This window comes from Janthinobacterium sp. 35, assembly GCF_002754575.1.
Lineage (GTDB): Bacteria > Pseudomonadota > Gammaproteobacteria > Burkholderiales > Burkholderiaceae_D > Janthinobacterium > Janthinobacterium tructae.
In genome coordinates, this window is sequence record NZ_PEFN01000001.1 from 3,321,092 (window position 1) to 3,340,876 (window position 19,785).

19 protein-coding genes are annotated in these 19,785 nt (G+C 62.0%); 9 read left to right on the top strand and 10 right to left on the bottom strand.

Annotated elements, in window-relative coordinates; all coding sequences use genetic code 11:
* Positions 1–8 precede the first annotated feature (8 nt).
* Positions 9–530 (top strand): DNA-deoxyinosine glycosylase, encoded by a 522-nt coding sequence (locus CLU93_RS14790; protein WP_257224973.1) that lies wholly within the window; start codon positions 9–11, stop codon positions 528–530.
* 9 nt (positions 531–539) lie between these two features.
* Here CLU93_RS14790 and CLU93_RS14795 read toward each other — a convergent pair whose 3' ends face one another.
* The 3 genes from CLU93_RS14795 to CLU93_RS14805 all read right to left on the bottom strand — a co-directional run bounded on the left by CLU93_RS14795 (position 540) and on the right by CLU93_RS14805 (position 3,482).
* A complete protein-coding gene (locus CLU93_RS14795; RefSeq protein WP_099762055.1) occupies positions 540–1,202 on the bottom strand; it encodes a hypothetical protein in 663 nt (220 codons plus the stop codon).
* Positions 1,203–1,299: 97 nt separating this feature from the next.
* A complete protein-coding gene (locus CLU93_RS14800) occupies positions 1,300–2,508 on the bottom strand; it encodes a hypothetical protein (RefSeq protein ID WP_099764403.1) in 1,209 nt (402 codons plus the stop codon).
* 107 nt (positions 2,509–2,615) lie between these two features.
* A complete protein-coding gene (locus CLU93_RS14805) occupies positions 2,616–3,482 on the bottom strand; it encodes an HDOD domain-containing protein (protein WP_099762056.1) in 867 nt (288 codons plus the stop codon).
* Between the two features lie 289 nt (positions 3,483–3,771).
* Here CLU93_RS14805 and CLU93_RS14810 point away from each other — a divergent pair, with 289 nt between their 5' ends.
* Positions 3,772–4,350, top strand: coding sequence for a DNA-3-methyladenine glycosylase (locus tag CLU93_RS14810; RefSeq protein WP_099762057.1), 579 nt, complete (start codon positions 3,772–3,774; stop codon positions 4,348–4,350).
* Here CLU93_RS14810 and CLU93_RS14815 read toward each other — a convergent pair.
* Together CLU93_RS14815 and CLU93_RS14820 are read right to left on the bottom strand one after the other, a co-directional pair.
* The gene (locus CLU93_RS14815) at positions 4,347–6,041 is read right to left on the bottom strand and encodes a methyl-accepting chemotaxis protein (RefSeq protein WP_099762058.1); all 1,695 of its coding nucleotides are present in this window, start codon (positions 6,039–6,041) and stop codon (positions 4,347–4,349) included. The two genes, CLU93_RS14810 and CLU93_RS14815, sit on opposite strands and share 4 nt — an antisense overlap.
* 68 nt (positions 6,042–6,109) lie before the next feature.
* The gene (locus CLU93_RS14820; protein ID WP_099762059.1) at positions 6,110–6,568 is read right to left on the bottom strand and encodes a cache domain-containing protein; all 459 of its coding nucleotides are present in this window, start codon (positions 6,566–6,568) and stop codon (positions 6,110–6,112) included.
* Between the two features lie 284 nt (positions 6,569–6,852).
* Here CLU93_RS14820 and CLU93_RS14825 point away from each other — a divergent pair, with 284 nt between their 5' ends.
* From CLU93_RS14825 to CLU93_RS14845, 5 genes are all read left to right on the top strand, one after another.
* A complete protein-coding gene (locus CLU93_RS14825) occupies positions 6,853–8,217 on the top strand; it encodes a KamA family radical SAM protein (RefSeq protein ID WP_180287857.1) in 1,365 nt (454 codons plus the stop codon).
* 2 nt (positions 8,218–8,219) lie between these two features.
* Entirely contained in the window at positions 8,220–9,566 is a 1,347-nt protein-coding gene (locus CLU93_RS14830; RefSeq protein WP_180287858.1) for an MFS transporter, read from the top strand.
* Entirely contained in the window at positions 9,511–10,359 is an 849-nt protein-coding gene (locus CLU93_RS14835) for a fumarylacetoacetate hydrolase family protein (protein ID WP_096237933.1), read from the top strand. Before CLU93_RS14830 ends, CLU93_RS14835 begins: the two co-directional genes overlap by 56 nt.
* Entirely contained in the window at positions 10,359–10,925 is a 567-nt protein-coding gene (locus CLU93_RS14840) for a carboxymuconolactone decarboxylase family protein (RefSeq protein ID WP_099762061.1), read from the top strand. The genes CLU93_RS14835 and CLU93_RS14840 overlap by 1 nt, the downstream gene beginning before the upstream one ends.
* 91 nt (positions 10,926–11,016) lie before the next feature.
* On the top strand, positions 11,017–12,576 hold the full coding sequence (locus tag CLU93_RS14845; protein ID WP_243420356.1) for a S1C family serine protease: 1,560 nt from the start codon (positions 11,017–11,019) through the stop codon (positions 12,574–12,576).
* A 56-nt stretch (positions 12,577–12,632) separates the two neighbouring features.
* Here the strand turns inward: CLU93_RS14845 and CLU93_RS14850 are convergent, their stop codons facing one another.
* The 3 genes from CLU93_RS14850 to yjgA form a co-directional block, all read right to left on the bottom strand.
* On the bottom strand, positions 12,633–13,301 hold the full coding sequence (locus CLU93_RS14850; protein ID WP_099762063.1) for an alpha/beta hydrolase: 669 nt from the start codon (positions 13,299–13,301) through the stop codon (positions 12,633–12,635).
* Positions 13,298–13,927, bottom strand: a complete 630-nt coding sequence (gene mog / locus CLU93_RS14855) for a molybdopterin adenylyltransferase (RefSeq protein ID WP_099762064.1) — start codon at positions 13,925–13,927, stop codon at positions 13,298–13,300. The genes CLU93_RS14850 and mog overlap by 4 nt, the downstream gene beginning before the upstream one ends.
* A 119-nt stretch (positions 13,928–14,046) precedes the next feature.
* Positions 14,047–14,646 carry a ribosome biogenesis factor YjgA gene (yjgA, locus tag CLU93_RS14860; protein ID WP_099762065.1) on the bottom strand — a complete coding sequence of 200 codons (600 nt, stop codon included), beginning with the start codon at positions 14,644–14,646 and terminating at the stop codon, positions 14,047–14,049.
* 92 nt (positions 14,647–14,738) lie between these two features.
* Between yjgA and pmbA the strand changes: the two genes are divergently transcribed.
* Positions 14,739–16,091, top strand: coding sequence for a metalloprotease PmbA (gene pmbA / locus CLU93_RS14865; protein WP_099762066.1), 1,353 nt, complete (start codon positions 14,739–14,741; stop codon positions 16,089–16,091).
* Between the two features lie 22 nt (positions 16,092–16,113).
* Here the strand turns inward: pmbA and CLU93_RS28765 are convergent, their stop codons facing one another.
* Both CLU93_RS28765 and CLU93_RS14875 read right to left on the bottom strand, forming a co-directional pair.
* Positions 16,114–17,817, bottom strand: coding sequence for a methyl-accepting chemotaxis protein (locus CLU93_RS28765; RefSeq protein ID WP_099762067.1), 1,704 nt, complete (start codon positions 17,815–17,817; stop codon positions 16,114–16,116).
* A gap of 366 nt (positions 17,818–18,183) precedes the next feature.
* Entirely contained in the window at positions 18,184–19,308 is a 1,125-nt protein-coding gene (locus CLU93_RS14875; RefSeq protein WP_099762068.1) for a M14 family metallopeptidase, read from the bottom strand.
* A gap of 142 nt (positions 19,309–19,450) precedes the next feature.
* Here CLU93_RS14875 and CLU93_RS14880 point away from each other — a divergent pair, with 142 nt between their 5' ends.
* Positions 19,451–19,705: a hypothetical protein gene (locus tag CLU93_RS14880; protein ID WP_099762069.1), complete on the top strand. Its 255-nt coding sequence runs from the start codon at positions 19,451–19,453 to the stop codon at positions 19,703–19,705.
* The last annotated feature ends 80 nt before the right edge of the window (positions 19,706–19,785 follow it).

Consider the following 19,785-nt stretch of genomic DNA (forward strand, 5'->3'; position numbering starts at 1 on the left):
CATCTCATTTGAATAGCCCAGTCTTCTTGCCAGACGATGCCGCCGCCCCGCGCAAGCGCTGTTTCGATCCCGTCGTCGACGCCAATACGCGCTTGCTGATACTGGGCAGCCTGCCCGGCGAAAAATCGCTGGCGCACAGTCAGTACTATGCGCACCCGCAAAACAAGTTCTGGATGCTGCTGGGTGAAGTGCTGGGCGTGGAGTTGAAGGGCCTGCCCTATGTAGAGCGCCTGGCAACCTTGCTGGCGCACGGCGTGGGCCTGTGGGACGTGGTGGCGCAGGCGCAGCGCACGGGCAGCCTGGACAGCAATATCCGCGCCCGCGACGATAACGACCTGGTGGCCCTGGCCGCCAGCCTGCCGCAGCTGCAGACGATCGCTTTCAACGGCGGCACGGCCGCGAAGCTGGGCATCAAGGTGCTGGGCGAGCACGCGCAGCGTTACCGCATCGTCAGCTTGCCGTCGAGTAGCCCCGCCTACACCTTGGCGTATGTGCAGAAATTGCAGGCTTGGCGGGCCTTGCGTAACTGATATGGGATGTCAGACAGCGGCCCTGTGCATGAGGCGGCGTGCCTGTTCCTGCCGGTACTGGCGGCGCCAGAACCAGGCGATGCAGATCAAGCCCAGCAGGGATGGCGCCAGCTGCGTCCAGGGCTGGCCCATGCGCAGCAGGTTGCCCGCGGCGGCCGAGAGCATGGCGAACAGCGAGGCGAGCAGCTTGTAGATGTGTTCATAGCGCCACAACACGCCATGCCAGCGGCGGGGAAAGGCCCAGCGCGCGCCGTCGTAGACGAGGATGGCGGCCAGGCCGCCCAGCGATGACAGCACGACGATGGCTTGCTGACCGGAAGCATCGTGCTGCAGGCGCAGCAGGATCAGCCCGCCCGCCACCAGCGCCGCTGCCGTCATGGCGCCATCGACGGCTTGCGGACCGGCCTCGCGCGTGTAGACGGTGCGCCAGCCGCTCAGCAACTGGTACAGCACCAGCACGGTCAGCACGGCAAAGACGGGGCGATAGTCAAACAGCAGATTGCCGATGGCAGCCGTGGCGCAGACCAGCAAGGTCAGCCAGGCGAACAGCCTGCCGCGGCGGCGATGCTGCGGCGTGCCCTTGGCAGTCGCCACCAGGAATAGCCCCAAGCCGATGGCGGCGCTGCCGGCCAGCACATGGGTGGTGATATTGATCAGTTGCGGCTGGGGCATGCGCATCTCCGGACGGTGCGCCTGGCTGGTCGCACGTTAACGGGATATGGTATCTTGATAACTGCCGCCTGTCGAGATGGCGGGCGGCAGGGCGAATTCAGGCAGGCGCGTACGGCTGCGCTTCCAGCGGCTGTCCCTTGGCATCGAACTTCAGCGCCACGGACAATTGCGTCACGCCGATGGTGGCCAGCGCATCGCAGATGTCGTCGACTTCGTCCTGCAGGTCGGCAGCCAGGTCGAGCGGCTTGTCGGCGCTGTGCAGCAGCTCGCCGCCCGCCGTGCTGACATTGACGCGCAGCAGCATTTCGCCGTGCTCATCGGCCGGGCCGACGACGACTGATACATCGCCGGCGTCTACCTTGTTTTCCGCCAGCGCGTGGTTGATGCCGGACATCATCTGCAGCATCGCATACTCGCTCATGCCTTGTTCCTTGCCACCGTGGAACAGATCCTGGTAGAGGAAGCTCACTTCCAGCGCGCTGCCGGCCGGCGCCAGGCAGCGTTTCACCAGGTCGCCCACTTCCGTCGTCCACTGCTGGTAGCGGGCCATGCGCGCGTCGAACCAGGCGTCGAGCGCCGCTTCGTCTTTTGGTTCCGCATAGAACGGGTCGTCCACGCGCTTGAGGGCAAAGCCCAGCAGGAAGCGCAGTTCGATGGCCGTGTCTTGCGGGCCGAAGGCCGTCTCGCTCCAGCCGACGATGCTGCTTTCCAGGCCCGGCGTGGCGACGATTTTCTTGTCCGTCATCGATGAGTACGCATCGCGCACCATCTCGTGCAAATGGCTATACGTGATGCGGTCGATTTCATCGAGGTCGTAGGCATGGCTCATCAAGACCACCTTGGCCTTGGCGCTTTCCAGTTGTGCCTGTTGAACACTCTTGACCAGCGCTTCGAATGCGTCCTGGTCCTGGAAGCTGTCCGCTTCCTTCAAGCCACCCGTGCTTTGCACCAGCAGCGGTACGACGAAGGCGTTGATTTCCATGGTGGGGGCATTCTCGCGGCGGATCGTCACGACGGACGCGGCTTCCTCGATATGGCTGCGCAGGTATTGATAGGCGCCCACGTCTTCGTACTTGGCGCGCTCGATGGCGTCGTACAGGATTTCATCCTTCTTTTGATTCAAGGCCTTGCGGATCAGGCGGCCGAACTCGACGGCTTGCTCGGCCAGCACCGTGCCCTGCGATTCGCTGTCTTCCTGCTCCGCCAGGTTAAGGGCCATCGTGCACAGCATGCGCGTGACGGACTCATCCTTGTCTTCAGGCGTGTTGGCGGATTTACGGGGGACAGGGCGCTTATTTTTGGGCATGGCGATCAACAGGTTAAGAAATACGGGTCGGGCAAACGGAAACGGGCGCCAAGGCTTCGCCAGGGCGCCGGCACAGATCATACAGGCGGACGCGGCCGCCTGATACCTCAATGGTCGGTATCGAACATCTCGTGCAGCTCGTCGAGCAGGTCGGCGGCTTCTTCCTGCGACAGGCCGAGATGTTGGCAGGCAAGTTCGCCGCCCTTGTCCCACTCCAGCGAGGTACTGTTGCCATGGTAGCGCTGAATGCCCTTTTCGGCCAGCAGCGACAGGGCGACGAGCGAGCGGATGGCGTCGTCCGTGGACGGGTCGGCCAGCACCGTGTAGTCGTGGTGGTGCAAAATGGCCCAGGAGACATCGGAAGACAGGCCCCAGTTGCGCGCCAGCAAGCAGCCGATGGCCGCGTGGTTGGTCTGGTGGCGCGCGTCTTCCAGGCGGGTAAAGCAATTGTGCGCATCGTTGGCCGCCGCCGCGTAGGTCTTGACGTAGTCGGGGAATCGGTTCATCAGCAGGGGCACGCCGATATCGCAGAACAGGCCGAAGGTGTGGGCGATGTCGGGCGGGGCGATACGCAGCTTGCGCGAGGTAAATACCAGGGCGCGCGCGCGCTTGGCCGACACATCCCAGAAGTTGGTCAGTTCCACGCCTTCCGCTTCCAGCGCCTGGCGCGCCAGCAAGCCCGTCATCAGGGCGCTGCACTGGTTGATGCCGAGAAAGTTGATGCCTTGCTCGACCGATTTGGCCTTGCGCGCGGCGCCATAGAACGGTGAATTCGCCAGTTTCAGCAGGGCGCCGGACATACCGACATCGTCGGCGATGATGCGCGCGATGCGCCGCGGCGACGGGTCGCCTTCGGCCAGTTCGCGCTGCAAGTCGACCAGCAGGCTGGGACGCGGCGGGATACGGATGGAACGCATCAAGGCGTCAACCGGATCTTCCTGCACTACCTGCTTTTGCGCTGCCGCTCTCATCATCACGCTTTCATCATCATTTTGTGCCCGGTGCTTATTCTGTCGCACGCTGCCGCTGCCCGCTTCATGAGCGTCTGGCGCAGTGCCCAACGATTATCGCTGTTTATGCGCGGCAATAGTTCATCTCGACAATATATTCTGGAAAAAATCCCCATTTTGCTCTGGTCCCTACGCTATTTTCGTCATTTTACGACGCTGTCCTTCCCGGATTAGGTGACCAAACAATCAAGTTTTACTTGTTTTTAAGATGGGGCAAGACGCGCGGCGGGAAGCGCGGCAGTACAATTGCCGCATGAAAAAACTCCTGGCCGGTATCGATTTTGCGGACGATTCCAGCAGCGTGGCGCGCCAGCTGATCGGCGTGATCGTGCTGGTCGACGGCGTGGGCGGACGCATCGTGGAAACGGAAGCGTATGACCGGCTGGACCCAGCTTCGCACACGTATGCCGGCATGACGCCACGCAACGCCGCCATGTTCGGCCCGCCCGCGCACGCCTATGTCTACCGTTCCTACGGCATCCACTGGTGTTTGAATTTTGTGTGCCGCGAAGCGGGCCATGGGGCGGGCGTGCTGATCCGCGCCATCGAGCCGCTGGCGGGCATCGATGCCATGCGCGAGCGGCGTGGCGTCGAGGAACTGCGGCGGCTGTGTTCGGGGCCTGGCAAGGTATGCCAGGCGCTCGGTATCACGCAGAGGCATAACCGGCTGGCGCTCGATGCGCCGCCGTTCATGCTGCTGGCCCGCGAGGATGACGTGACGGTGCAAGCGGGGCCGCGCATCGGCATTTCCAGGGCGATGGACACGCCGTGGCGTTTCGTCCTGGCCGGCTCGCCGTATTTAAGCAAACCGATGCGCGCGCCAGCCGCTTAGCTGTGGCGGCGCTGCGGCGTCGTGTCTGCGCCGCGCACGGCGGACTTGCCGCGCAGCGGGCTGTGCAGTGCGCGCCGCTCCTGTTGCGCACTGGCCGGATGCCAGAACGCCTCTGCTTCGGTAGGGCCGCTCGGCGCTGCCGGGCGCTCGTCCAGGGTGAACACGCTGACTGCCGCCGACAACTTGACGGCCTGGTCCTGCAAACTGGCCGCCGCTGCCGCCGCTTGCTCCACCAGGGCCGCATTTTGCTGGGTGACGTCATCCATTTGCGTGACGGCCTGGTTCACTTCCGTGATACCCGAGGCCTGCTCGGCGCTGGCCTCTTTGACGCGCTGGATGATGGCATTGACTTGCTGCACCGAGGCCACGATGGCGCCCATGCTGTCGCCCGCTTGCTGCACGGCCACGCTGCCGCCATCGATGGTAGTGACCGAGGTGGCGATCAGGGTCTTGATTTCCCTGGCCGCCTGTGCCGAGCGTTGCGCCAGGGTGCGCACTTCGGACGCCACCACGGCAAAGCCGCGGCCTTGCTCGCCCGCGCGCGCCGCTTCCACCGCGGCATTCAGCGCGAGGATATTGGTCTGGAAGGAAATACCATCGATCACGCCGATAATATCCACGATCTGGCGCGAATTGGCACGTATCGTCGCCATCGTCGCCACCGCCTGCTGCATCGACGCCCCCCCTTGCACGGCCAGGGTGGACGCTTGCCCCGCCAGCTCGCAGGCCAGTTGGGCGTTGTCGGCGTTGTCATTGACGGCTTGCGTCAGCGCTTCCATGGCGCTCGACGTTTCTTCCAGCGAACTGGCTTGCATTTCCGTGCGCGCCGACAGATCCAGATTGCCGGTGGCAATTTCACGCGACGCCGTATCGATCGATTGCACGGCGCCCATGATGGTGCGCAAGGTCTGGTTCAGGTGGGCGATGGTCTGGTCCAGCACGCGCGAGGTGGAGGCGATCTCGTCATTGCCTTGCTTGGGCGCACCGGCGATCAGCTTGCCCGCCGCCAGGTCTTGCACGGCGTCGGCGATGCCGCGGATTTCCAGCAGCATGGCGCGCCGCACCAGCATGGTCACCACGATGGAGGCCAGGATGGAGAGCATGACGGTCAGCAACAGGCTCCAGCCCAGGTTGCGAAACTCGGCGCTGGCCGTCGCATGGGCCTGGCTGCTGAGCGTCGTTTCCAGGGCCGACAGCTGCGCCAGCTGCGTATTGAACTGGCCGAATTGCGTTTCCGCCTTGAGCATGGAATTGGTGGCGATCGACTGGTCCATCTGCGCCATTTCCATGGTTTCCAGCACGGCCTTGCGGTAGCCGGCCAGGGCCGTGATGGCGGCATCGACCAGGTTGCGTTCGGCGCCCGTGGCCGTGGCGCGCAGCGTGGCCAGCTGGGTGCCGATGGCCGCGTGACGCGCCTTGATCTGTTGCTCCAGTGTATCGAGGCGAGCCTTGGCGAAGCTGCCATTCGTCCACGACAGCAACTGGTACATATTGCCGTGGACGTGCTTGGCCTCGCCGAGTATGTCGGCGGCCGCTTTCAGATGCGTGATGCGCACGCGTACCATGTTTTCCAGCGAGGTATTTTGCCGCACCATGCCATACCAGGCGCCGCTCGAGCTGAGGATCAGCAGCAGCAAGACCAGGGCGGGCGCCAGCAATAATTTTGGTCCGATGCGTAATTGATTGAGCATGCTTGACTCCTGGCTATGGCTGTTCCAGGCACTGGCGGCGCACAGCGTGCGTGTACGCCGCCGCTGCCTTATTTTTTGTAGATGCCCGCTTCCAGCACCACGTCGTTGACGCGCAGGATGTACGTGGTCTTCGGCTCGATCTTGCCGCTGGTGGGGTTCTTGTACTGGTAGTCGACCCAGCCCTTGCCCTGCTTTTGCGCCAGCTCAATGATTTCACGGCGATATTTCTTGCCATTCGCATCAGGCACATCCGTCAAATCCTTGCCCACGATGGAAGGATTGATGGGGTGGGCCAGCACGATGCCCGTCTTGATGTCACGCATGTCCACATACAGCGAGCCCTGCACGAAGTCGGAGTCTTTCGCCGTGATTTTCTTCATCATTTCTTCCTTGCCATGCGCCTTCATGAAGGCGGCGCCCCGTTCGGCCATGGCGATGGCGTCTTTTTCCGTTGGTTCGACGGCGGCATTGGCGCTGCCGCCGGCAAATGCCAGGCACAGCAGGCTACCCGTGAATATGCGTTTCATGACAGCTCCTTGTGAGAATCGAGGGATGTATTGCCAAGCCGTAATTTACGTCGTCGAGGGTTCCATCAAATTGCGATGGAACAAACTAAGGTGTTGCTTGTAGGCAGCGAACAACGTATCGGAATGCTTGTTGATGTGTAGCAATTTGGTTCCAGATGGCAAGAATTATGATGACTTTCACAGCATGCCGAGCTGGCATGGCCTGTGGGAGAAAGAGGCTGTAATTGGCCGACATAGGGTCAATTTCATGAAAGTTATCGCTATTTATTGGCAAGGAGACTATCGTGTCCGTACTCATTACCGAGCCGTTTTCACCCAAGTTCAAGCCGTATACGCGGCAAACCATTCATCAGGCGCGGCAGTGGGAATGGCTGCCGGAAGAGCAACGCGAAGCCGTGCAAGTGGTGTCGCACGTCTTGCCGTTTCGCACCAATGCCTATGTGCTAGACCAGCTGATCGACTGGAACAACATCCCTGACGACCCCATCTACCGCCTCGTCTTTCCCCACCGCGACATGCTGCCGCCCGAGCAGTACGCGCACTTGCGCGACCTGGTGCTGGTGCAGCGTGACAAGGCTGCCACCGATGCCTATGTGCATGGTATCCGCCTGGGCATGAATCCCCATCCGGCCGGGCAGATGACGCATAACGTGCCGAAAGTCAACGATGCACCCGTGCGCGGCTTGCAGCACAAATATGTGCAGACGGTGCTGTTTTTCCCCAGCGCGGGCCAGACGTGCCACGCGTATTGCACCTTCTGCTTCCGCTGGCCCCAGTTCGTCGGCATGGACGACATGAAGTTCGATGCGCGCGAGTCGCATGAGCTGGCCGCCTACCTGACACTGCATCCGGAAGTGACGGATGTGCTGATCACGGGCGGCGACCCGATGATCATGAACACGCGGCAACTGGCCGCTTACCTGGAGCCGCTGCTGGCGCCGGGACTGGAACACATCCAGAACATTCGCATCGGCACCAAGGCGGTGGCGTATTGGCCGCAGCGTTTTGTTTCCGACCGCGATGCGGATGATTTGCTGCGCCTGTTCGAACGCATCGTCAAGGCGGGCAAGAACCTGGCCGTGATGGGCCATTACAGCCACGCCGTCGAGTTGCGCCAGGATATTGCGCAGCAAGCGGTGAAACGCATCATCTCCACGGGCGCCACCTTGCGCATGCAGGGGCCGCTGATCCGCCATATCAATGAAGATCCGGCTAGCTGGGCCGAGCTGTGGCAGACGGGCACGCGCCTGGGAGCGATTCCGTACTACATGTTTGTCGAACGGGACACGGGGCCGCGCGGCTATTTCGAATTGCCGCTGGCGAAGGCACATGAAATCTTCCAGGCCGCCTACCAGATGGTGTCCGGCCTGTCGCGCACGGTGCGCGGGCCCTCCATGAGTGCGTTCCCCGGCAAGATCGTCATCGATGGCATCGTCACCATCCATGGCGAAAAACTGTTTGCTCTGCAATTTTTGCAGGCGCGCAATCCGGATTGGGTGCGCCGGCCGTTTTATGCGAAGTTCGATGCGGAAGCGACGTGGATGGACGATTTAAAGCCCGCATTCGGCCACGACAAGTTTTTCTTTGAAACGGATGAGCCTATGCCGCAGGTGCCGCATAAAATCATCCGCCTGGCACAGGCCGCCTGAGCATGCACGCCGCCGGCGCCTCTTCGCGTTGCGGGGTGGCCGTGTTTTGCCTGGTGTTCCTGCCGTTCGCTCTCGGGCATTACCTGTCGTGCCTGCTGCGCGGCGTGAATGCCGTGCTGACGGCGGAATTGCTGGGCGCCATCGCCCTGACGCCAGCGCAGCTGGGCTTGCTGACCAGCGCCTTTTTTCTCGCCTTTGCGCTGGTGCAACTGCCGATCGGCATGGCGCTCGATCGTTACGGCCCCCGCACGGTGCAACTGTGGCTGCTGGGGCTGGCGGCCCTGGGTGTGTGGCTGTTCAGCCGGGGCCACAGCTTTGCCGAGCTGATGTGGGCGCGCGCCCTGATGGGGGCAGGCCTGGGCGGCTGTTTCATGGCCGCCGTGAAAGCGATCTCGTGCGCCATTGCACCAGCGCGTCTGCCTTCCGTGCATGGTTACCTGATCGCCGTGGGTGGCCTGGGCGCGGCCACGGCCACCATGCCCGTCAAGCTGGCCCTGCACTACACGGACTGGCGCGGCGTGTTTCTGGGCCTGGCGCTGGCGGCGCTGGCCATCGGCCTGCTGATCCGCCTGCTGTCGCCGGCCATGCCCAGGCCCGCCACCGCGCACCCGGTGAGCAAGGTCAGCGTCTGGAGCGTGTACCGCGATCCCGGCTTTCGCCGCACCATCGCGCTGATCCTGCTACCGCACACGGTGTTCTTTGGCGTGCAGGGCTTGTGGGTGGGGCGCTGGCTGGCCGACGTGGGCGGCTTGTCCGATGACAATGTCGCGTATCTGCTGTACCTGGGCATGGCGGCCGTCATCTTTGGCGCCATCGGCATGGGCATGCTAACGGAGTGGGCGGGGCGGCGCGGCATTGCGCCCATGCAAGTGGCGGCCGCCGGCATCGTCCTGTTTGTCGCCGTGCAAGTGGCGATGGCGTGTAACGTCGTGCCCAGCCTGCCCATGCTGTCCGTGCTGTTTACCATGCTGGGCACGGTGACGGGCCTCGAGTATGCGATCGTCGCGCAAAGCATGCCGGCCAGCCTGACGGGCAGGGCGGCCACCTGCCTCAATCTGCTCATTTTCACGGGCGCCTTTCTGGTGCAGGCGGGCTTTGGCCTGATCCTCGGCTGCTGGCCCCTGGACAGCTTGCAGCAGTATCCGCCGCAAGCGTATCAGGTGGCGTTTGGCGTGCTGGCGGCTTTGCAACTGCCGGGACTTGCGATGTTTTTCATTCGCCGCTACAGGCGTGCCGGGCCATCCGGTAAAATGGCAGCCTGCACAGCGGCAATGATCAACTCCAAGGAAGACTATGAAACTCGTTCGTTATGGACGTCCAGGCAAGGAAAAACCGGGCCTGATCGATGAAGAAGGCAAACTGCGCGACCTGTCCGGCGTGATTGCCGATATTGACGGCGCACAACTGTCCGACAAGGCCTTGCGCAAGCTGGCCAAGCTCGACGAAAAGACGCTGCCCCTGGTGCGCGGCAATCCCCGCTTCGGCGTGCCGCTGGCGAAAGTCGGCAAATTCATCGGCATCGGCCTCAATTACGCGGACCACGCAGCCGAATCGGGCATGCCGATTCCCGCCGAACCCATCGTCTTCATGAAGGCGATCACTTGCCTGAATGGCCCGGACGACAATGTCGTGTTGCCGAAAGGCTCGAAAAAGACGGATTGGGAAGTGGAACTGGGCGTCGTCATCGGCACACGCGCACAGTACGTGAGCGAAGAGGATGCGCTGAAATACGTGGCCGGCTACTGCGTCGTCAACGATATTTCCGAGCGCTCGTTCCAGCTGGAGCGGGGCGGCCAATGGGATAAGGGCAAGGGCTGCGACACCTTCGGCCCCATCGGCCCGTGGCTGGTGACGCGCGATGAAGTCATCGACGAGCAAGACCTGGACCTGTACCTGGAAGTCAATGGCAAGCGCATGCAGACCGGCAATACGCAAACCATGATTTTCACGGTGGCGCAGATCGTCAGCTACCTGTCGCAATTCATGACCCTGGAACCGGGCGACGTCATCGCCACAGGCACGCCGCCGGGCGTGGGCCAGGGCCGCAAGCCGCAGCGTTTCCTCAAAAAAGGCGACAGCATGCGCCTGGGCATCCCCGGCCTTGGTGAACAGCAGCAGGACGTGGTCGCCTGGACTGCCTGATGGCAGGGGGCGATATCGACCGTTTGCCCGCGCTGCCGCTGGACCGGCTCGACGCCCAGCAGCGCGCGGCCGCGCAAGCCATCATCGATGGTCCGCGCGGGGCCCTGTACGGCCCCTTCGTGCCGCTGATCCGCAGCCCCGAGCTGATGGAAACGGCGCAGCGCATGGGCGAGTATCTGCGCTACCGCAGCGCCATCGGCACGCGCCTGTCCGAACTGGCGATCCTGGTGACGGCGCGCCAGTGGAACCAGCAAGTCGAGTGGGCCATCCACGCGCCGCTGGCCGTGCAGAACGGTATCGCGCAGGCGGCCGTGGACGCCATCGCCGCGCGGCGCGCGCCGCTTGCCCTGAAGGAAGACGAGCAAGCCGTGCATGACTTTTGCATCGAATTGCAGCAGAACAAGCGCGTCAGCGATGCCACGTATGCGCGCGCGCTGGCGCTGTTCGGCGAGCATGGCGTGGTCGACTTGATGGGGATCAATGGCTACTACACTTTCCTGGCCATGGTCATGAACGGGGCGCAGACGGCCGTGCCAGCCTTGGGCGTCACGCCTTTGGCCGATTAGAATAGTTCTTCGGGCAAAGATGGACAAAGTGTAATGAAGTTGAAATTATTCAATATATAATTTTGCTTCCCTTCCATTGCTAAAAAGCTCAATGAAAACTCGTCCGTGCTTCACCCTGATGGGCCGCGCCTTCCTGGCGTTGGCCCTTTCTTTTTCCCCCTTGATGACGGTACGGGCGCTGGCCGCCGAGACCGCCGCTAGCGCTAGCCCCAGCGCTTCCGCCCTGGAAAATTCCGTCGTCAAGGTGTTTTCCACCCTGCGCGGACCGGACCCCTATAAACCCTGGAGCAAGGCCGCTCCGCAAGAGGTGACGGGCTCCGGCGTCGTCATCGAAGGCCGCCGCATTCTCACCAATGCGCACGTGGTCGGCTATGCCAGCCAGGTGCGGATCCAGGCCAATGGCGCCGGCGACAAGATACCGGCGACCGTGCTGGCCATCTCGCGCGGCATGGACCTGGCTTTGCTGAAGATCGACGATGACAGTTTTTTCGCCAGCCATAAAGCGGTGCCGCGCGCCAATGTCTTGCCCGACGTGCGCGATGCCGTGCTGGCGTATGGCTATCCGACGGGCGGCACGTCGCTGTCGATCACCAAGGGCATCGTTTCGCGCATCGAATTCGTGCGCTATAACTTCCCCGTGTCCGGCTTGCGCATCCAGATCGATGCAGCCATCAACCCGGGAAATAGCGGCGGCCCCGTGATTGCCGGCGAGAAGATGATCGGCCTGGCCTTTGCCGGCATGCTCAATGCGCAAAGCATCGGCTACATCATCCCCAACGAGGAAATCGAGCTGTTCCTGCGCGACCAGGAAAGTGGCGCGCCCCAGGGCAAGCCGGCCATGCGCGACGTGACGCAAACGCTGGAAAATCCCGCACTGCGCACCTACCTGAAGCTGGCCAAGGGCGTCGAGGGCGCCGTCGTGATGACGCCGGCCAGCAAGGACGCCGCCTATCCGCTCAAGGAATGGGATGTCATCACGCATATCGGCGATTTTCCCATCGACAACCAGAGCATGGTCAAGCTGAATGCCAACAGCCGCGTGCGCTTCCAGTACCGGGTGCAGCAGCTGGCGAAAGACGGCGAATTGCCGTTGACGGTGGTGCGCCAGGGCGCGCCCCTGAAAATCAAGATACCCGTCTCGGCGGCGCACCCGATGCTCATCAGCGGCCTGCAAGGCAATTACCCATCCTATTTCATTTTCGGCCCGATGGTGTTTTCGCGCGCCAGCACGGAATTCATGGCCGCGCCCAATGGCAACCCGGCTATGTTGGGCGGCATGAGTTTTGCCGGCAATCCGCTGGCCACGCGGCGCGGCGATGCACCCGACAGCGAGCGCGAAGAGCTGGTGGTGATCGCCGCGCCGTTCTTCCCGCACAAGCTGATGAATGGCTACAGCACGCGTTTCTTTTCGGTCGTCGATTCCGTCAATGGCGTGCGCGTGCGCAGCCTGGCGCACCTGGTGGCCTTGCTGCGCGACCAGACGGATGAATTGCTGACGTTCCGCTTCCAGCAGCGCGATGCGGAAATGGTCGTCGTGCCGCGCAAGGAGATGCTGGCAGCGACGGAATCGGTGCTGACGGACAACGGCATCCGCTCGGAAGCGTCGCCAGACATGTTGAAGGTCTGGAATGAAAAAACGCCGGCGAACTGATCGTTCCCGGCGTTCCATACGACAGCAGGCGCGGCATACACCGCGCCTGTTTTACTTTAAGCCAATACTTTTTTCAGCCACGCGCCGATGGCGTCGATCTCTTCCTGGCACAGCGAGTGCTGCATCATGTAGTCATGCCATTCCACCTTGTAGCCCATGCCGGTGAGCAAGTCGCGCGACTGCTGGGCGCGAGTGATCGGCACCACGGGGTCGGCCGTGCCGTGCGCCATGAAGATCGGTGTGTCCAGGCTGGCCGGCGTGCGCTCAAGCGCCGTCTTGTCGGCCAGCGGCAGGTAGCCGGACAGGCACATCAGGCCGGCCAGCGGTTCCGCATGGCGCAAGCCCGTTTGCAGGGTCATGGCGCAGCCTTGCGAGAAGCCGGCCAGGATGATGCGGCTGGCGGGAATGCCGCGCGCCTTTTCGCGCGCGATCAGCGCCTCAATTTGGGCTTGCGAGGCGCGCAGTCCACCCTCATCTTCGCGGCGCACCAGGTCATTTTCGCGGATGTCGTACCAGGCGCGCATCACGTAGCCGTTGTTGATGGTGACGGGCATGGTGCCGGCGCTGGGGAAAATGAAGCGGATGGCGGGGCAGCCGCGCAGGTCGAGTTCCTTCACCAGGGGCACGAAGTCATTGCCGTCGGCGCCCAGGCCGTGCATCCAGATGATGGAGACGGTGGGGTTCGGTGCGCTGTCGAGTTCGATGGTTTCCAGCAAGGTGCTCATGTATTTTCCTCTGGTATTGGTTGCGCCGGACGCAGCGCCGATTTGGGACGGAAGGCCTTGCAGATGGCCGGGTCGGTTTCCATGTAGGGACCTTTGATCAGATCGATGCAATATGGCACGGCGGCAAAGATGCCGTTGACCAGTTGCATGCCCTCGGCATCTTTCAAGCCTTCCAGGGTTTCCTTGATGGCTTTCGGCTGGCCCGGCAAGTTCATGATCAGGCAAGCGCGCTCGGGCGTCTCGCGGATCACGGCCACCTGGCGCGACAGAATCGCCGTCGGCACGAATTGCAGGCTGATCTGGCGCATCTGTTCGCCGAAACCGGGCATTTCCTTGGTCCCGACGGACAAGGTCGCGTCCGGCGTCACATCGCGCCGCGCCGGGCCCGTGCCGCCCGTCGTCAGGATCAAATGGCAGTGGCTCAGGTCGACCATGTCGATCAGGGTGTTTTCAATCTGCGAGCGTTCGTCCGGGATCAGGCGTTTTTCCAGGCGAAACGGCGTGCGGATGGCGGCGGACAGCCAGCTTTCCAGCGCCGGGATGCCCAGGTCTTCATACACCCCGCCGCTGGCGCGGTCCGAGATCGACACGAGGCCGATAATCAATTCGTCTTCTATCGTGGTCATGCGGCACCTGTTATGTCGTAAAAACCAAAAAACCGGGTTGGCTCCCGGTTTTTTCCCAACCCTAAGCAAAGACTGGGGTCGGACCCTGAGGGTCCGACCCCGGCTTTTGCATGTGGGGTTTATTCGTCTTCGTCGCCTTCAACGTCATCTTCGTCGGCATCTTTCTTGCCTCCGTTTTTCTTCTTGGCGATCTCTTTCAAGATCTGGAAGATTTCACGGTAGGCTTTTGGCGGCTTGTTCTCGGCCTGCTCCTTGCGGGCATTGCGGATCAGGGTGCGCAGGTGCTGCACGTCCAGTTCCGGGTTTTCCGACAGCAAGACGGTCAGCGCCTTGTCGTCCGTCAAGAGTTTGTCGCGGCGGCGTTCCATCGCATGCATATTGGCCGTGTCGGCTTTCGACAAGCCTTTCCAGCTATCGATGGTGCGTTGGATGGCGGCAACTTCTTCTTCATCCAGGGTGCGCATTTTCTTGCCCACGTATTGCAGCTGGCGGCGGCGGCCTTCGTGATCCCTGATTTGCTGGCATTCGAGAATGGCGTCGCGCACGTCTTCCGGCATCGGGACGCGCTTGACGCGGTCGCGTGCTTCATTGACGAGTTCTTCGCCCAGCTTTTGCAGGACGGTCATCTGGCGCTTGAGTTCCGACTTCGACGGACGTTCATATTCCTGTTCGAATTCGGTGGATTGGAAGCCGCAAGCTCCCCGGTTTGGATTTGGCATGATAAGGCGGGATTGGCCGCGTAGGCCGCACCTGTAAACTGTAAACGACTGCTATGATACCCTTTTTAGCGGCTTTCCGAAGAAAACAGCGCATGAACGACTCCGTATTTACCCATAGTCAAGAGCAATTGCAGCAACTGGCCCGTGATGTGTTGTCTTTTGCGCGGGAAGCGGGCGGCACCGACGCTGCCGTTGAAGTCAGCGAGGGCGGCGGCCTGTCCGTTTCTGTACGAAAAGGCAAGATCGAGACGATCGAGCAAAACAAGGACAAGGGCATGGGCGTGACCGTGTTTGTCGGCAAGAAGCGCGGCAATGCCAGCACCTCCGATTTCTCGCCAGCGGCCCTGCGCGCCACGGTGGACGCCGCCTACAACATCGCCCGTTTCACGGCCGAGGACGATTGCGCGGGCCTGGCCGACGCGGACATGCTGGAAATGTCCCCCCGCGACTTGCAACTGTTCTATCCCTGGCTGATTTCCGCCGAGGAAGCCGTCGTGCTGGCCCAGCGGGCCGAAGCGGCCGCGTTTGCCGTCGACCCGCGCATCACGAATAGCGAAGGCGCGGGCGTGCACGTGCAGCAATCGCACTTTGTGTCCGCCAATTCGCGCGGCTTCATCGGCGGCTACCCATTCTCTCGCCACAGCCTGTCCGTGGCGCCCATCGCCGGCAAGGGCGCCAGGATGCAGCGCGACGACTGGTATTCGTCCGTGCGCGACGCCGCCAAAATGTCGAGTCCGGAAGCCATCGGCCGCTACGCCGCCGAACGCGCCCTGTCGCGCCTGAATGCGCGCAAGCTGGGCACGCGCACCTGTCCCGTGCTGTTCGAGGCGCCATTGGCGGCCGGTTTGCTGGGTACTTATGTGCAAGCGACCTCGGGTGGCGCTCTGTATCGCAAGTCCACTTTCCTGAACGATTCCCTGGGCACGCAAGTGCTGCCGTCGCACGTGCAGATCTTTGAAGACCCGCACGTGATCGGCGGCGTCGGTTCCGCGCCGTTCGACGAAGAAGGCGTGAAAACCGTCTGCCGCGACGTCGTCAAGGATGGCGTGGTGCAAGGCTATTTTCTGTCGACTTACACGGCCCGCAAGCTGGGCATGCAGACGACGGGCAACGCGGGCGGCTCGCACAATCTGTACCTGACGTCCAGCCAGACGGCCGCCACCGATGATTTCGTTGCCATGCTGAAAAAGCTGGGCACGGGCTTGCTGGTGACGGAACTGATGGGGCAAGGAACCAATTACGTGACGGGCGACTATTCGCGCGGCGCGTCCGGTTTTTGGGTGGAAAATGGCGTGATTCAGTATCCGGTGGAAGAAATCACCATCGCCGGCAACATGAAAGACATGCTGCGCAACATCGTCGCCGTGGGCGCCGACGTGCTGCGCCGCGGCACCAAAGAGACCGGTTCCATCCTCATCGAGAGCATGGTGGTGGCGGGCGGCTGAGGCGCAGGCCTATGGCGGTGTCTCAGTACTCTTCCCACTCGGTCTCGGCGACCGCGGCCTGTGCGACCACCTTGTCTGCTTTCCTGGCCGGTGCGGCAGCGGCCTTGGTCGTGACGCGTGGTGCGGCCGCAGGTTTCGCTGGCGCGCGGATGGCTGGAACCGTAACCGGTGGCAGCGCTTGCGTGCCGTCGAGCTTGAACACGCTGACGGCTTCGGCCAGAATGCCGGCCTGATCCTGCAACGCTTCGGACGCGGCTGCCGCCTCTTCCACGAGGGCGGCATTTTGCTGTGTCACGGCATCCATTTCCGTGATGGCCTGGTTGATCTGTTCAATCCCCGTTTCCTGCTCGTTGCTGGCGGACGTGATCTCGGCCATGATGTCCGTAACGCGGCGCACGCTGCTGACGATCTCTTGCATGGTGCTGCCGGCCTGGTTCACCAGGTTGCTGCCGAGATTGACTTGCTGCACGGAGTCGTCGATGAGGATCTTGATTTCCTTGGCGGCGGCGGCGGAGCGGTGCGCCAGGTTGCGCACCTCCGTGGCCACCACGGCAAAGCCGCGGCCCTGTTCGCCCGCCCTGGCCGCTTCCACTGCCGCATTCAGGGCGAGGATATTGGTCTGGAAGGCAATACCGTCGATAACGCCGATGATGTCGACGATTTTCTTCGACGAGGCATTGATCGAATCCATGGTCGTGATGACTTCCGCCACCACCTGCCCGCCCTTGCTGGCCACGCTGGAGGCTGATTGCGCCATCTGGTTGGCCTGGCGTGCGTTTTCGCCATTCTGCTTGACGGTCGACGTCAGTTCTTCCATCGACGATGCCGTTTCTTCCAGCGAGCTGGCTTGTTGTTCCGTGCGCGAGGACAAGTCCATATTGCCGGAGGCGATTTCACGCGAGCCATGGGCGATGGCATCCGTGCCATGGCGCACGCGGGCCACGATGCCTTGCAGATTGTCGTTCATTTCTTTCAGGGCGCGCAGCAGCAAGCCCGTTTCATCGGTGCCGCGCGCGTCGATGCTGCCCGACAGGTCGCCGGATGCCACGCGTTGCGCCACCTTGACGGCTTCGGCTATGGGCCGGCTGATGGAGCGGCTGATCAGAATGGCCAGCACGATGGCGATGGCCGTCGCGGCGAGCGACAGCGACAGGGTCAGGATGATGGCCAGACGCCCGTCGGCGGCGGCTTGCTTGCCTTCGCTTTCCATCAGCGATTCCTGGAAACCCGCCATGGCCGCCAATGCCGTCAGGAATTTTTCTTGCGGATAGCGCAGCTGTGTCAGCAGGAAAATGCCGGCCGTTTCCGATTTGCCTTCTTGTAACAGCTTGATATTCGCGTCGCGCGTCTTGCCATACGTTTCGCGGCTGCTCATCACGGCCTGGAGCAGTTCCTGGCCCTTGGGCGTATTGACCAGGGTTTTCAGGCGCGCCAGCAGTTCCACGTTCTTTTTGATCGACGCCTGAATCTTGGTTATGGCACTGCTGACTTCGTCGGCATCGTTGGCGCCGATGATGGCAAGGCTCAAGAGGCGGGCCTGGATATTGACCTCGGACTGGATGGTGTTTGACAGCATGACCTTGACATAGCGGTCATTGACAATTTTTTCCGTCGAGGCATTGATGTTGCGGATGCGGCTCACGGAAACAAATGCCACCATGGCAAGCAGGACAATGATCAGGCCGAAACTGAAGGCCAGGCGGGTACTGATGTTAAGCTTGGACATAGGGTATTCATCCTCGACGTAAAGCGGAAAGCGTGCGCTTGGCATGGTCCTGCGGACAAGCGGCGCCTGTGCATGACGATGTTGATGCGGTCAGTTTGCGTTACAGAAAGCTGATTCGGCGGGGATAGGGCCGTGGATGCGTATTTCGGTGGCGGGAAGTCGTGGCGACTTGCCCGGCCGTATATTCTTGCGGGGCCGCGCAGCGTGGCACGGCCTGATTCTGTTGAATAGTGTAGGACGATAATTTCTGACAGGCAAGATGTTTGCGAAAAAAACCATTCGTCCAGCAACGCTTGCCGTGCGGTCAAAAAAAATGCCCCGGCGTACGGGGCATGGGGCTTACGCGGGCCGGTCCGGCCCTGATACTCAGGCGCGCAAGGTGGACAGGATCGGCTGCAGTACGGCCGCGCCCAGGGCAGCGCTGCGGGCGCCGCTCCAGCCCGTTTGTGGGTCGGGATCGTTGGCATTGTCCTTGAACGGCAGTTCCAGAGTCAGTGCCAGGCAGCCGAAGGCGTGCGTGATGTGAGGCGAACCCATGGTCAGTACTTCCGGCGTGAACGGGCCGTCTTCATAGCCGTGCTCATCCTGGAAGTCGGGGCTGGCCACCTTGAAGTCGGCGATGAAGCGGTCTTGCTCGGCTTTTTGTGCTGGCGTGAAATTTTCCAGCGCATCGCTGCCGGCCACGAATACATACGGCAGACCTTCGTCGCCATGCACGTCGAGGAACAGATCGCAGCCGATTTCATGCATCTTCTGTTTCACCAGGAATACTTCCGGGCTGCGTTCCATCGTCGGCGTCATCCATTCACGGTTCAGGTTGGCGCCGGCCGCGTTGGTGCGCAGGTTGCCATGCACGGAACCGTCCGGGTTCATGTTCGGCACCACGTAGAAGACAGCGTCTTGCAGGCACTGGCGGGCAAACGGGTTGGCCTGGTCCAGCAAGGCGTCGAGCATGCCCTCGACAAACCATTCCGCCATCGTTTCACCGGGATGCTGGCGCGCGATGACCCAGACTTTTTTCTCGGCATCGGCGTCACCGACCACCAGCAGATTCATGTCGCGTCCTTCCACGGTGCTGCCCAGGTCGATCAGGCGCACCAGCGGCGACGCTTGCGCGCTGTCGATCAGGGCCAGATGGCGATCCCATGGGTACGGCTCGAAGTAGGCGTAGTACACGCTTTCTTCTTCCGGCGTGTGTTCGATGGTCATCACCGTGCCGTCGAAGCTGGTGGGCACGCGGAACCAGGTTTCGCGGTCATAGCTGGCCACGGCCTGGTAATCTTTCCAGCCGTCCGGGTAGGCCGACTTGCCTGCATTCATGAAGCGGATCGTGCACGCCTCGCCTTGCGCGCCTTGCAGGCGGAAATAAAACCACTGCGTGATGTCGGCGTGGGAATCCTTGCGGATGTTCAGCTCGATGGATTGGGCATCGTCGGCGCGCAGCACCTCGATCGCGCCGGCGTCGAATTGCTGGCTGATTTTAATGGTCATGAGTGTTCCTGATAAAAACATATGGGTTTTGCATCGTGTGCAATGGCGCGATGATACCCGTTTTAGCCGCGCCTTTGTGCTGGCGCAAACGACGCGGGAGATGCTTTGCTAACGTGGAAGCTCCGACAACGGGGAGAGCATCATGGACGACAACGGCAAGCACATACGCGAACTGGAAAAGAAAGTCAGCGCCCTCAGCGACGCCCTGGCGCACCTGGGCAAGGGCACGACTTTGCAGGAATTGCTGCGCATTCTGCGTTTTCCCGGCTATACGACGCCGGCCGAATTTACCTTCAATGCCGCCATCCTCGACACCATGCTGGTGCAGGCCAATGCGCTGGAAAAGCTGGGGCAGGATTTGTTGGCGGGGGCCAAGCAGGTAGTTGTCAAACAATGAACGTTGGATAAGAGGCGCTTGCTGAACGCCTGAAAAATGTTCAGGGCAAGGCGCGGGGCCGCAGGCAGTACGAACGTACG

What these genes read in the sequence shown, in the direction of transcription:
- CLU93_RS14795 (WP_099762055.1), bottom strand. Translation starts at nt 1,202, where the DNA reads ATGCCCCAGCCGCAACTGATCAATATCACCACCCATGTGCTGGCCGGC.
- CLU93_RS14800 (WP_099764403.1), bottom strand. Translation starts at nt 2,508, where the DNA reads ATGCCCAAAAATAAGCGCCCTGTCCCCCGTAAATCCGCCAACACGCCT.
- CLU93_RS14805 (WP_099762056.1), bottom strand. Translation starts at nt 3,482, where the DNA reads ATGATGAGAGCGGCAGCGCAAAAGCAGGTAGTGCAGGAAGATCCGGTT.
- CLU93_RS14810 (WP_099762057.1), top strand. Translation starts at nt 3,772, where the DNA reads ATGAAAAAACTCCTGGCCGGTATCGATTTTGCGGACGATTCCAGCAGC.
- CLU93_RS14815 (WP_099762058.1), bottom strand. Translation starts at nt 6,041, where the DNA reads ATGCTCAATCAATTACGCATCGGACCAAAATTATTGCTGGCGCCCGCC.
- CLU93_RS14820 (WP_099762059.1), bottom strand. Translation starts at nt 6,568, where the DNA reads ATGAAACGCATATTCACGGGTAGCCTGCTGTGCCTGGCATTTGCCGGC.
- CLU93_RS14830 (WP_180287858.1), top strand. Translation starts at nt 8,220, where the DNA reads ATGCACGCCGCCGGCGCCTCTTCGCGTTGCGGGGTGGCCGTGTTTTGC.
- CLU93_RS14835 (WP_096237933.1), top strand. Translation starts at nt 9,511, where the DNA reads ATGAAACTCGTTCGTTATGGACGTCCAGGCAAGGAAAAACCGGGCCTG.
- CLU93_RS14840 (WP_099762061.1), top strand. Translation starts at nt 10,359, where the DNA reads ATGGCAGGGGGCGATATCGACCGTTTGCCCGCGCTGCCGCTGGACCGG.
- CLU93_RS14845 (WP_243420356.1), top strand. Translation starts at nt 11,017, where the DNA reads ATGAAAACTCGTCCGTGCTTCACCCTGATGGGCCGCGCCTTCCTGGCG.
- CLU93_RS14850 (WP_099762063.1), bottom strand. Translation starts at nt 13,301, where the DNA reads ATGAGCACCTTGCTGGAAACCATCGAACTCGACAGCGCACCGAACCCC.
- mog (WP_099762064.1), bottom strand. Translation starts at nt 13,927, where the DNA reads ATGACCACGATAGAAGACGAATTGATTATCGGCCTCGTGTCGATCTCG.
- yjgA (WP_099762065.1), bottom strand. Translation starts at nt 14,646, where the DNA reads ATGCCAAATCCAAACCGGGGAGCTTGCGGCTTCCAATCCACCGAATTC.
- pmbA (WP_099762066.1), top strand. Translation starts at nt 14,739, where the DNA reads ATGAACGACTCCGTATTTACCCATAGTCAAGAGCAATTGCAGCAACTG.
- CLU93_RS28765 (WP_099762067.1), bottom strand. Translation starts at nt 17,817, where the DNA reads ATGTCCAAGCTTAACATCAGTACCCGCCTGGCCTTCAGTTTCGGCCTG.
- CLU93_RS14875 (WP_099762068.1), bottom strand. Translation starts at nt 19,308, where the DNA reads ATGACCATTAAAATCAGCCAGCAATTCGACGCCGGCGCGATCGAGGTG.
- CLU93_RS14880 (WP_099762069.1), top strand. Translation starts at nt 19,451, where the DNA reads ATGGACGACAACGGCAAGCACATACGCGAACTGGAAAAGAAAGTCAGC.